Raw genomic sequence first — 12,251 nt, 5'->3', positions numbered from 1 at the left:
TCCCACCAGGCTACTTCCGGGTGTAAAACCAGGCAGGCCTGTCACCGACAGGCCTGATTCCCTTTCCCTTCTTTGCTTTTACGCAATCCGGATGTTCTTAACACCACCACCCACATCCGTAGCCAGGTATATCGATACACCAGCGGATGCTGCCACCTGAGTAATGTCAGAAACATAGCGACTCCTTTCTTGCCTCAAGACCTAACGGAATGTCGGCAGCAAGCCAAACACATCCAGAACGACAGTCAGATAGACAATCCCCCCTCCCACAATCACCAGGTTCAGCACCGTGTTGTTACAAGGAGAGGTGTAATGCGCCGTCGCAAAACGTTTACGCGCGGCTTTGACCAGAATAGGCGGTAAGATCACGCTCCAGATGGTAAACGCCAGACCCGCGTAACCAATCGCGTGCACGAAGCCATTCGGGAAGAAGAAACACACGGCCGCAGGTGGGAAATAGGTCACCAGCGCGGTTTTCAAACGCCCCATATTGTCATCCGAGAAGTGAAACAGATCGGCAATATAATCAAACAGACCCAACGTGGCCGCCAACAATGAACTGGCTACCGCGAAATTACCGAAGAATGTCAGGATCAAGTCCATATACCGACTGGTAAATAACCCGCTAATGGCTTCCACAAACACATCGATGTTCCCCCCTTTGGCAATGATCGGAGGAAAGTCCGCACGACTGATATTCCCCATCGTGACCGCCAGCCAAAAGACATACAGCAGCACAGCAAAGAGCGTACCGATGATAATGGAGCGCGTAATGTGCGGGATACCTCGCGTTCCGTAGAGTTTAACCAGGCTCGGAACGTTGCCATGAAAACCAAAAGAGATAATGCAAAATGGCAGCGTCATCAGAATGTACGGAAGGTATTGTGCATTCGGTAGCGCGATCTCAGCACTATCGGCCAGTTTAGCCACTTCAATATGACCGACCAGCCCGGAGAAGGTGGCAAAAAACGCCAAAAATTTGCCGATGATAAGAACGGTCGTAATTCTCCCGACCAGCAACGAACTGTACCAGGCAATCACGCCGACCAGCATGCTGACAAGAACCACTGAAATATTTGCAGGGAAACGAATACCGCTATATTTGAACACGGTCTGCGCCATCACCGCCGAGGAGCCGGAGATATAAGCGTAGGTTAAGATATACAGCACAAAGCCAAAGGCAATCCCAACGACTATATTCCACTTTTGCCCCAGCAAATCCTGAGTAAACGTATTAAAACTGGCTCCAGCACCATAGTGAAGGTTAACCTCAACCAACATCAGACCGGTTAACAACATCATGATGGCAATAACAATCAGAATGACAGAAGCGCCGGGAAACCATACGCCAGCCATCGCAATAGGAAGAGAAAACATCCCCCCTCCCACAACGGTCGCAATGACAAGCATTGTCCCGCTAATTAATCCGGGGGTACTCTGTCGTTCAATGGCATTAATATCCATAGTAAATGTTCCTGTTGACTATTATTTATAATTACGGCTGTCATTTGTACATCTTCGGATAATGAACGTGTTGAAGTCAGGTTTGCATTTTTATTAGTCAGCAAAGAATCGCCGATACAGTAAAGGCTTCCTGTTCTGTGAAAATAAAAACAAAAAGGCCCCAGTTACCTGGGGCCACGAAAAAATTAAATATAGTCAAAACGCGCGGTGAAGAAGCGTAACTGCTTAGGCTCATAAATGAACTTAAGCCCACGAATATCTTCTTTATGCTGATACAGTTTGATAATACCGTCTGCCACCACATCCATATGTGCATAGGTGTATACGCGGCGTGGGATCGTCAGACGCACCGTTTCCAGTTTTGGACGGTGGTTCTCACCGGTCTCTTTGCTGCGACCGGCAGAGATAATACCGCGCTCCATACTGCGAACGCCGGTTTCCACGAAAATGCTGGCTGCCAAACTTTGCGCCGGGAACTCATCCTGCGTCAGATGCTCACAGAAACGACGCGCGTCCAGGAACACCGCATGACCGCCGATCGGCTCAACAATGGGTACACCCGCCGCCTTCAGCTTATCGCCCAGGTAGCGAACCTGCTTAACACGGTGCTCAATGTATTCGAACTGCATGGATTCACGCAGACCAATGGCCATGGCCTCCATATCACGGCCCGCAAGGCCGCCGTAGGATGGCATCCCTTCGTAAACCACCACCAGTTCTTTGGCCTCAGAGAACATTTCATCGTCGTTCATGCACAGGAAACCGCCGATATTCACCAGACAGTCTTTTTTGCCGCTCATGGTACAACCATCAGCATAACTGAACATTTCATGCACGATATCTTTGATGCTGGTATTCTCGAACCCTTGCTCCTGCTCTTTAATGAAATAGGCGTTCTCTACGCAACGGGTCGCATCGTAGAACACTTTAATACCATGAGCCTGAGTTAATTCTCTGACGGCGCGCATATTCGCCATAGAAACAGGTTGACCGCCCGCGAGGTTAACCGTGACCGCAAGACAAATATAGGCAATATTTTCTGCGCCTTTTTCATCAATCAGTTTTTGCAGTTTATTAAGATCAATATCACCTTTAAATGCGATATTCAGACCTGCATCGTGCGCTTCGTCACGTACGATATCGACAAAGATCGCACCATTTTTTTCCTGGTGATAACGCGTCGTGGTGAAATACATGTTCCCGGCGACATACTGTCCCGGTTTAATTGCCAGTATTGACAGCAGGTTTTCTGCGCCACGCCCCTGGTGAGTAGGCACAATATGTTTAAAACCAAACAGTTCCCGAACTGTTCTTTCCAGGTGATAGAAGTTTTCGCTCCCCGCATAAGCTTCATCACCGATCATCATACCGGCCCACTGTTTATCGCTCATCGCGTTGGTGCCACTGTCTGTCAGCAGGTCGATATAGATATCTTTCGAGTTTAACAGGAAAGTATTGTAACCCGCTTCCTGCATTTTCTGAATGCGCTCATCACGCGAGATCATAGATACAGTTTCAACGCTTTTAATACGGAAGGGTTCTGCCGGATAATTCATTTTGTTTCTCCAGTAAACAGTGATCATGTTCGTATTAATGTGAAGTAAAGCACCCTTATCTCATCAATAGGCCCTGAGGAGATATAACTATTCACCACCTGAACCAGGGGGTGGAAATAATGTGATGGCACTATGCAAGATTTAATTACTGAAGAAAATAGTCCTCGCACCATTAATCATTTCAAATGATAAAGAAAAGTGTAAATGCACGTGATATAAATCACACGTTCTTTTCTTAGCTTTTCATATTCAACAAGTTATTTACCACGCAGTGAATTGCAACGTCCCTTCAGACACTGTAAAAGCAAGAACGAACTGAAAACATAACTTTCCAGCCCCTTTTCAGCTCACAATCTCTATTTTTGAGAGTGGATATTGTGGGATTACGATCACCCTCCACCGTTAATTTCGTGATTAACATCACTAAAAGCGTAAAGTAATTTGTACAAAACAACGTACTTTCAGAAAACATGATTTACTTCAGAGATCTACTTCACGTTTTTCTGCAATGGTTTTGCAATACCAGATCTGACGCGTGAGACAATTAGCGGGAATGGGTTTTAATGACGTGCAATGTCTATTTTCCGACAATCTTATTTTCTGGAAATATATTTAAAGGTGCCGATTATATTTTATATCCGTCCTGACTTTATTGCTTTTTCCTGATGATGCATACAGTTACTTATCATTGTACGAGCGTGTCGTGACTCTTCCACTCCACAAATCTCTGTACGCTAAATAATCCCACTCTCCGAATAATTTACTATTTCATAACAATCCCTCTTTATCCGACCACCTGACTTTAGAAAAACAAAATAATTAACAAAATAACAACAACCAAAATCCACCTGCGTGAAACCAAAGATCGTCGTTTTATTTTGAATGCCACCGATATCACCAATAAGACGTATTTCAAATGAATGCGCATCGCATTATTTGCGATAAAGGACACAAAATTTAACCACCATTGGCGAAAAAACTTGCTGTTTAACCTAAAACCCTTAACGTAGCGAAAAATTGGTTTATACCAGATTGGTGAGAATGAAAGACAAAAGCTATGTAGATATCATCCGGGAGCGCCTGGAAAGGTGGTTGTCTGAGACAAATCTGGCTGCGGGTTCACGACTTCCTTCAGAGCGGGAACTCTGTGAATTGCTCGATACCCGCAGGATGACGCTGAGACAAGTGTTACTGGAGCTGGAGGTGGCATCCATCATCTTCAGGAAAAATCGTAGCGGCTGGTTTATTGCGCCCAAGCGTTTCATCTATAACCCAAAAGCGCAGTCCAGCTTTAATGCCGAAGCCCGCGCCCAGGGGCGACTTCCGTTTTGGGGGTATCTGGAAGAAGAATTGTGCGAAGCGCCGCCTTCCAGTGTGGTGAAGGCGTTCTCTGAAAATACCAGCAGTTATCTCATCACTGGCTGGTGTGGTCTTGACGGGCATAAGGTTTTTTATCATGAGTCCTACATTGACGCCGACTTCGCCCCTGATTTTGTTAATAAAATCAACAACCAGTCATTTGCCGAAGTCTGGGAAAGAGAATTCAGTCAGTTCCTGAGTATAAAGAGCATGGTATTTAAACCCGTAAAAATACCTGATCAGGCATGCAAAGAGTTGGGTGTTGCACCAAATTCTTTCGTCATTCTGGTCGAAAAACATCGGGCAACACGAGAGAAAAGAGTGGTTCAGGTTGACTTTGAGTACTGGAGACTGGAGTCCGTTGAACTCTATATCAAAGATGAATGAGGGTGAAAATGAAAACAACAGACAGGGTGTGCCTCGCTGAGCGAGCCAGCAATATCCCCCTATATTTGCATGCCTATGCATTTCATTTAAATATGCGGTACGAACGGATTCTGCCAGGTGATCTACTGGATATTGCACATCAGCATCAATTACAGGGTGTGAAGATTCATGTTGAGGATGGTGAAACTCAGGCCTTACAAATGTTGAGTGACCATCAGTTATTTGATTTCAGGAAAAAAGCAGAAGACTACGGTCTGGATGTTAACATTGAAACCAGCGCATCAGATAAAAAAACGCTGGACGATGCGATCAGGATTGCCCGTGCGACAGGCGCTTCATCCGTCCGTTTTTACCCTCGCTATGAGGGGCATCTGCAAGACGTCATGGAAAAGATAGCGTTAGATATACAATATTTATCTCAGTTTGATGATTGCGGCTTAACATTCACAATAGAGCAGCATGAAGATCTGAAAGGAGAAGAACTGGTCAGCTTAGTAAAACAGAGCGGGATGAAGAACCTTTCAATACTTTTTGACTTCGGCAATATGATTAATGCCAATGAAAAGCCGCTCGACGCCCTGAAAGTCATGGCACCGTACATAACGCAAGTGCATGTAAAAGATGCCAAAATCATCCAGGATGGTTCCGGCTGGGCACATGAAGCGTGCCGCTCCGGGCATGGGGATTTACCCATGGAGGCGATGCTGAGAGAATTATTGCTGCTGGGAGAAGACAAGCCGCAGGTAATATCTTTCGGCCTTGAGGAAGAAGTCGATTACTTTGCTCCCGCTTTCCGCTTCGACGATGAGGGAGATAACCCGTGGATCCCCTGGAGAACCGCGAGTTATACACCATTACCTGATGCTGATAAGGTTGATGCGCGCCTTGCTCAGGAATCAGAGCACGCAATAGAACAAATTCACTATGTCAGAAACATATGCAATAAGTTTATTAACGAGAATTAATTTAAATATTATAAATTAATCTAACACAACGATAATTACATCAACTTTCTTATCGCTTTGATATTTATCAATAGCAGATATGGAAGGTTATTCCCTCTATGCTTTTGAGTAAGTGAAGGTATAACTATGTTCATGAACAAGTGGGCACGACTGTGCTTTTTAGTCCTCGGTGGTGGAACAATATTTAAGCTTTCCAGCATGAAGGACGTATTTTACGTCCCGATGCAAAATGACTGGGGTTTAACCAATACACAAATTGGTCTCGGCTTCACTGTATATACTATTATCCAGACAACAGGGCTGTTTCTTTCCCTTTATATTGCTGACCGTTATTCCAAGAAAATACTCTTACCCTTTGGGTTGATTGGCGTTGGACTCTGTGGATTGTATTTATCCACACTGCCTTCATTCACCGGTTATCTGCTCTGTTTTGCGGCAATGGCCTTCTTTGGCGATGTCATTTTCTGGCCCGTATTGTTGAAAGCCGTACGCCTGCTGGGGAAACAGGAAGAACAGGGACGCATGTTTGGTTTCCTGGAAGCCGGCCGTGGTGTTGTCGATGTGATTGTCGCCTCCGGTGCCTTGTTTATTTTTGTGCAGTTCGGCGAAGGTAAAGCAGGTATGCAGGCGGGTCTGCTTTTCTACACGTTAATCACGCTCACCGTCGGTGTTATTACCTATTTCATTGTGGGGGATGATGACAAAGTCACCGCTCGCGATAATAGCAGTGCAAATCTGGAAGTTCTCAAGGGCATCAAACATGTTCTGACCTGCGCTAACGTGTGGCTGGCCGCATTTGGTATCTTCTTTGTGTACGCCGCTTACTGTGGATTAACCTACTTCATCCCTTTCTTAAAGGATATCTATATGTTACCGGTAGCCCTTGTTGGGGCGTACGGTATCATCAACCAGTATGCGTTAAAAATGGTCGGCGGCCCGATTGGCGGATTCCTTGCCGATAAAGTCACTAAATCGCCAACGGTCTACCTGAAATGGACGTTCCTGATCGCGGCGATTGCCATGATCCTCTTCATTCAGTTGCCTCACGAGTCTATGAATGTGTATGTCGGGATGGCGGTGACGTTAGGCTTTGGCGCCATTATCTTCTCCCAGCGCGCGATTTTCTTTGCGCCGATGGATGAGATCGGTATCTCACGCCAGTACAGTGGTTCTGCGATGGCATTTGGTTGCATCATCGGCTACATGCCAGCCATGTTTGCCTACACCCTGTATGGCTCGCTTCTGGATAACTTCAAAGGCATTACCGGCTATAACTATGTCTTCAGCGTGATGGTGGTATTCAGCCTGCTGGGCTTCGTGTGCTCCACTCTTCTGGCCAGAAGGATTAAGCAACAAAAAATGGCGTTAGAAGCAACGTCAGCATAATGGAATGATCGATGCGTTATCTTCCCCGACCGTCAATACACCGACAACGGGGAAAAGAAAATAAGCGTCGTCAGTTTTAACCATTAAAAATGGCAGCCGGGTCATCCTGCTGCCATTTTTCCTCTCAGAAATACGGCGTCGTTTTAGGATTTCAGCTCGGTATTACTGTTCTGATTGCGCCAGACGGGTGTCGCTTTTGTCAGCCAATAGTCCACACTGACATATTTTCCGCCACCGTAGATCAGCAGAACTAACAGCATGATGAAATAAGTGGCAGAGAATTCAATACCGTTATTCAGGATAATCGGATCGCCCAGTTGCGTAATATAGTTATACCGACCGGGGAAGTTTTCCATCAACCACTGGAGAAACGCTGTCATTCGCTGACTGGATTCCATGCTGTTACTGGCGATAGCCAGCCAACCGTGCGACCAGTGAACCATCAGGCTGGCGACGCTCATCACGACGATCATTGGGATGGCGATGATCCGCGTGAAAAGCCCAAGCGTAATACAAATCAACCCCAGCACTTCAGTAGACGTTGCCAGAAATGCCAGCAGCCAGGGAAACGGTAGTCCCAGTCCGCCTTCTGCTGTCGGTTGTGCAAACCAGGCCACCGTGCCGCTAAATCCCATGACCTTGGAGTGTGCGCCAGCAAAAATCACCGGAATTAAAAAAAGGCGGATAAGCAGCAGCGCAATAAAGTCTGCTTTCTTTATTTTTGATATAACGAGCTTGTACCACGAAATTACGTTTATCCACATAGCATCACCCTTTGTATTTTAAAGACAAAAGTTCGTCGTTATTGTTGGTTTCCAGCCACGAGCGCAAAGAAAAATCAGCTAAAAAAAGTGAGGCACTATTTAGCAAGCGTTCGGCTGAAATGATCTGATGATTAATCGCTGACAATAGCTGCACATCAACCTGGCTGAGTCTCTTCTGGTACAGCGCATTATTATGCTTTCGATAGAGCGCAAAATAATTCAGGCGCCCTTCATCCTCATAACAGGGTTCTCCCTCGTGGATCTGAAACGGTAAAGCCACCATCTTCAGCGTGGGATTTCGCACCACGTCCACATCGCCTGTCTGTACCAACCGTAACGACGTTTTCTGAGGAGGTGGAACGTGACTGTCATCGATCTCCACGGCGTACATCAGCCATTCATATTCGATCAGCGCCAAATCATGAGGCGACAACTGACGTTGCTGACGCATAAAAAGCAGCAACTCTGTCGCCACCTGATGAAATTCCGGTTGGCTGGCCTGATGCTGATGGAGAAAAGCATCCGTCAGATCCTGAATATCTGCGTCTTTGACACGCTGGCAAAATAAAGGAAAAACACGTTGCAACACGCCGCCAATATTTTCTCTGACGATTTTCCGGTACAGCGACATACCGCGAGAACAGGTTTCGCCCGACGTTGTTCTGGCCCGAAGTTGAGCAGAAAACATTGCCTCCATCTCGACTAATAATGCAGGTACTAAATCATGTGTCGTCACAGGCACTCGCTTTTATAAAAGATATTCCCTGATTTGCGTTAATTCATCACATAACACCGCCAGGGGCGGAATGTTGTTATCACGTTCCAGTAGCAAAGGTTTCGCGCCATGAAACTGCACGGTCTGTTTTGCCAGTGTTAATACATCCTCCGGTACTGGCATTCCATGGGTGTCGAGGCGAAACTCTTCATACTCCAGATGACCTGCGATGTGGTAATAGATAATCGACGACGACGGAATGCTGCGAATATACTCAAAGGCATCAAACCCATGATTACAGGCATTCACAAAGACGTTATTAATATCTAGCAGCATTCCACAACCGCTAAGGTTGAGCAATTCGCCCCAAAATTCCACCTCCGGCATTTCACCTGCGTAGCGGTGATAGGTGGAGATATTTTCAAGAACCAACTGCCGTCCCATCATATTTTGAACCTGGTCAATACGTGCGGCTAAATAAGGCAACACATCGGTAAAACCGGGTACGGGCAGCAAGTCGTAGAGATACCCCTGGCGATCGCGAGAAAAGCATAAATGATCGCTGTAAATATCAATATGGTATTCGTCGAGAAAACGGCGAACATCATTAATATATTCTTCATTTAATGGGCAACTATCGCCAATGGATAAACTCAGTCCGTGCGCAATTAACGGATATTTTTTACTGATGTCTGCTAACTGTTCTTTCCTCGCACCGCCGATATTCATCCAGTTATCTGGGGCCAGTTCGAGAAAGTCGATATCCTGACGGCGGGGTTGTTGCAGCAGTGCCGTAATATGCTCGCCGCGCAGCCCGATTCCTGCCCCCTCTGAGGTTATTTCCCGCATACGCCACTAACACATTTTTCGGCACTCGCCAGCTGGGAGGATTCGGATTCAGGCTTATTTATGCCTTCCCCCGTCAGGCCACATTTACCGTCTCTGGCGCGCACCAGTTGATCCTGAGGGTCATGCTTTAGCGCGGCCTGACTATAGATTTTCTCCGTACCGCATTTACCACTGGCACATTTACCGCTACTGGTCGGCGCTTTATTCTGCACCTGACTGGCGCTGCCGCTCGCCTCTGTTGCACTGGCGGGGTTAACCATTCCAGCGGTCATCAGGGAACCCACGACGATTGAAAGGACAATATCTTTTTTCATCGGTTATTCCTTCGCATTGGTTAATGAAATCGGGAAACAGGAGAGATCGCGACTGCTATAGACCGGACCGTGGTAATACTGTTTCACAATGTCGATGGACTGATCTTTGAGACGCAACCCTTTGCCCATAAAGTGATTTAGCACCAGCACTTTGGGATTGATTTCAGCTGCCACCTTGCCCACCACATCCGGGGCGGCATGAATAAATTTCGATGTTTCGTCAGTATCTTCATCAATGGCTAACGGCATCACCAGCATGTCTGCGCCTTTGGCAAAGCGGGCAAACGCTTTATTACTGCCATTCTGATCGGCTGACACAACAATAGTGCCTTTCGCCGTTTCAATACGGAACGCCAGGCAAGGAACATCGCCGTGAGGAATACCCAGCGCGGTCACTTTCATTTCATCGTCCTGATACACCAATTGTGGGTCAGTGGCGGTGTAATTAATATCTTTAATGTGACTCGCAAGTTGTAAACCATCTGTCGCGTTATACAACCCATTCAGATAGGAATAAGCGCCATTTTCTTTTTTAAAGAGCGCATTAAAATATTGCGTCATTGACGGGAATACGCCGCCACTTTCTGGCCCCGCAAGGTTAATGGTCTCCTTCTCCTTCAGGAAATAGCCGCCTTTTAAAATCGGTGCCAGATCCGAGACATGGTCAGTGTGGAAATGGCTGATGGCAATGAGTTTTAAATCCTCCAGACGGGCGCCCGATTGGCCAAAACGTAAAAAAATACCGCCACCAGCATCAATAAGAATGGCCGACTTCCCATTTAGCCAAATAACCTCTCCCGATGAAGCACGCTGATCGTCTGTAATCGGTCCGCCAGTACCCAGCGTTTGCAGAGTGAAATCCTTATTTTCGCACTGCAACCCGGCAGCCAACACATTGACAGAAAAAAACAGCGAAAGTGTCAGCAATGACGCTTTTCTTAAATACATTAATTTTTTATTTCCTTCCATATATATTGAACCCTGTGTATTAGGTGCTGAAATTTCTATTCCTGCCAGACAGTTAAAAATGTAAAGGAAATGTAATTCAAGTTTTAAATATGATGAAATCCATAATTTAACTTATCGATATCTGTTTTCTTGATAAGCAATGCCGTATGCAATGACTTCGGGAATAACTTGTATTAATTCACATTGTTACCCCAAATAACATTTAAAAAAGTAAGGGTTAATTTCGTAAATCATGAGCACGATAAAAAAGAAAATAAGCAAGAATAGCTAAAAATCAATTTAACGATAAAAGTGTTTTACTAAACCTGGCTACCCGATAAGCAATAATATTTACCTCGATAAAACACATTTTTACTCTGGGTTATATGCTTAACGAAGCGACACTATTGTACGCCTGGAGAAAAAATGAACGTCATACCCAGATTAGGATTATCCATAAAGCAATTACTATTACCCTTCGCCGCAATAACCACTGCCAGTATGCTCAGTCCTTCCGTAAGTGCGGAGTCGCTACAGGAACAACAGCGGCGTTACCAGCAGGCGTGGCAGCACGCTAACGGTCCTCTGGTACAAACACCACCCGACCGGCTTGCCGCATTTCTGGATAAACAGGCCAGCAATCCTCCCGGAGCTTACGATACGTTAAGCGCAAGAGAGGGACTGGCGGCGCTGACCAAAGCGAACGTCACCACGTCCGACCCGATGGCAGCGGTGCTCAATGCTGAAGTGGATACCGGCGAACGGCGCATTCCGGTTCGTATTTACCGCCCCACTTTGCAGGGAAAACAGGATGTTGTGCTCTTTATTCATGGTGGCGGGCATCTGAGTGGCTCGGTGGAGGTGTACGATCCCATTGCCCGCCATCTGGCGACAGCAACCGGAAACACGGTCATCTCTGTTGACTACCGCCGGGCACCGGAAAGTCCCTATCCGCAAGGGCTTTCTGATGTTTGGGCGGTAACAGAACAGGTCTGGACGCTGCTGGATCGTCTGCATATCCCATATCAGCGTCAGCTAACGGTGGCCGGAGACAGCGGTGGCGGTGCCTTCAGCGCCACGCTTGCGCAAGCATTCTCACGCACTCATCCGGGGTTGATAAATCGACTGGTGCTTATCTATCCGAGCCTGGATTACACCCTGACCTGGCCGTCAGTAAAAGAAAATGGCACGGGAAAGCTGTTAGATGAAAGTAAGATCCGCTGGTATTTTCACCAGTACTTCCAGCATGATGAAGATCGTCAATTGGCGTCACCACTCTACCTACCTGTGAGCAACGATTTCCCGGAAACACTGGTGTTTAGCGCGGGACTTGACCCTCTACGTGATGAAGGATTCGCTTTTGTTGCCCGGCTGAAAGCCGCGGGAGTACCGGTAATGCACCGCCATTTCCCCGGCATGGTCCACGCCTGGCTCATGCTCGAAGACAAAGTACCGGAAGAAGCCAGGACTGATCTTACCCGCGAATAGTGGACACGCGACTAAGTGAGTAAACTCTCAATCAGAGGTGACTCATGACAAAACCA

Annotated in this window: 12 protein-coding genes; 4 read left to right on the top strand and 8 right to left on the bottom strand. The window is 46.7% G+C overall.

Annotation, left to right across the window (positions count from 1 at the left end; all coding sequences use genetic code 11):
* Positions 1-41: 41 nt before the first annotated feature.
* From AC07NP_RS19445 to AC07NP_RS19435, 3 genes are all read right to left on the bottom strand, one after another.
* Positions 42-176, bottom strand: coding sequence for a hypothetical protein (locus AC07NP_RS19445; protein ID WP_255565705.1), 135 nt, complete (start codon positions 174-176; stop codon positions 42-44).
* Positions 177-201: 25 nt separating this feature from the next.
* Positions 202-1,464 (bottom strand): aromatic amino acid transporter, encoded by a 1,263-nt coding sequence (locus tag AC07NP_RS19440; RefSeq protein ID WP_494661457.1) that lies wholly within the window; start codon positions 1,462-1,464, stop codon positions 202-204.
* A 185-nt stretch (positions 1,465-1,649) separates the two neighbouring features.
* Positions 1,650-3,020 (bottom strand): tyrosine phenol-lyase, encoded by a 1,371-nt coding sequence (locus AC07NP_RS19435; protein ID WP_203359064.1) that lies wholly within the window; start codon positions 3,018-3,020, stop codon positions 1,650-1,652.
* Positions 3,021-4,061: 1,041 nt separating this feature from the next.
* Between AC07NP_RS19435 and AC07NP_RS19430 the strand changes: the two genes are divergently transcribed.
* The 3 genes from AC07NP_RS19430 (at position 4,062) to AC07NP_RS19420 (ending at position 7,117) form a co-directional block, all read left to right on the top strand.
* Positions 4,062-4,766, top strand: a complete 705-nt coding sequence (locus AC07NP_RS19430) for a GntR family transcriptional regulator (protein WP_203359065.1) — start codon at positions 4,062-4,064, stop codon at positions 4,764-4,766.
* Between the two features lie 8 nt (positions 4,767-4,774).
* Positions 4,775-5,731 carry a sugar phosphate isomerase/epimerase family protein gene (locus AC07NP_RS19425; RefSeq protein ID WP_203359066.1) on the top strand — a complete coding sequence of 319 codons (957 nt, stop codon included), beginning with the start codon at positions 4,775-4,777 and terminating at the stop codon, positions 5,729-5,731.
* Between the two features lie 132 nt (positions 5,732-5,863).
* On the top strand, positions 5,864-7,117 hold the full coding sequence (locus AC07NP_RS19420; protein WP_203359067.1) for an MFS transporter: 1,254 nt from the start codon (positions 5,864-5,866) through the stop codon (positions 7,115-7,117).
* Between the two features lie 143 nt (positions 7,118-7,260).
* On the opposite strand, the gene AC07NP_RS19415 is transcribed toward AC07NP_RS19420, so the two are convergent.
* From AC07NP_RS19415 to AC07NP_RS19395, 5 genes are read right to left on the bottom strand one after another with little or no spacing between them, the layout of a single operon-like run.
* Positions 7,261-7,881: an HvfX family Cu-binding RiPP maturation protein gene (locus AC07NP_RS19415; RefSeq protein WP_494661456.1), complete on the bottom strand. Its 621-nt coding sequence runs from the start codon at positions 7,879-7,881 to the stop codon at positions 7,261-7,263.
* 4 nt (positions 7,882-7,885) lie between these two features.
* Positions 7,886-8,617 carry an HvfC/BufC family peptide modification chaperone gene (locus tag AC07NP_RS19410; RefSeq protein ID WP_494661455.1) on the bottom strand — a complete coding sequence of 244 codons (732 nt, stop codon included), beginning with the start codon at positions 8,615-8,617 and terminating at the stop codon, positions 7,886-7,888.
* 12 nt (positions 8,618-8,629) lie between these two features.
* Complete coding sequence (locus AC07NP_RS19405) at positions 8,630-9,445, bottom strand: MbnB/TglH/ChrH family RiPP precursor modification enzyme (RefSeq protein WP_494661454.1); 816 nt, start codon at positions 9,443-9,445, stop codon at positions 8,630-8,632.
* Complete coding sequence (locus AC07NP_RS19400) at positions 9,433-9,759, bottom strand: hypothetical protein (protein ID WP_494661453.1); 327 nt, start codon at positions 9,757-9,759, stop codon at positions 9,433-9,435. Before AC07NP_RS19400 ends, AC07NP_RS19405 begins: the two co-directional genes overlap by 13 nt.
* A 3-nt stretch (positions 9,760-9,762) precedes the next feature.
* Positions 9,763-10,707, bottom strand: a complete 945-nt coding sequence (locus AC07NP_RS19395) for an MBL fold metallo-hydrolase (RefSeq protein WP_494661452.1) — start codon at positions 10,705-10,707, stop codon at positions 9,763-9,765.
* A gap of 426 nt (positions 10,708-11,133) precedes the next feature.
* Between AC07NP_RS19395 and AC07NP_RS19390 the strand changes: the two genes are divergently transcribed.
* Positions 11,134-12,195, top strand: a complete 1,062-nt coding sequence (locus AC07NP_RS19390) for an alpha/beta hydrolase (RefSeq protein WP_494661451.1) — start codon at positions 11,134-11,136, stop codon at positions 12,193-12,195.
* The last annotated feature ends 56 nt before the right edge of the window (positions 12,196-12,251 follow it).

It is taken from the genome of Citrobacter sp. GW821-FHT07H02, assembly GCF_059418505.1.
Note: the sequence above shows the minus strand (reverse complement) of the source record. Positions and strands in the feature narration are given on the sequence as shown.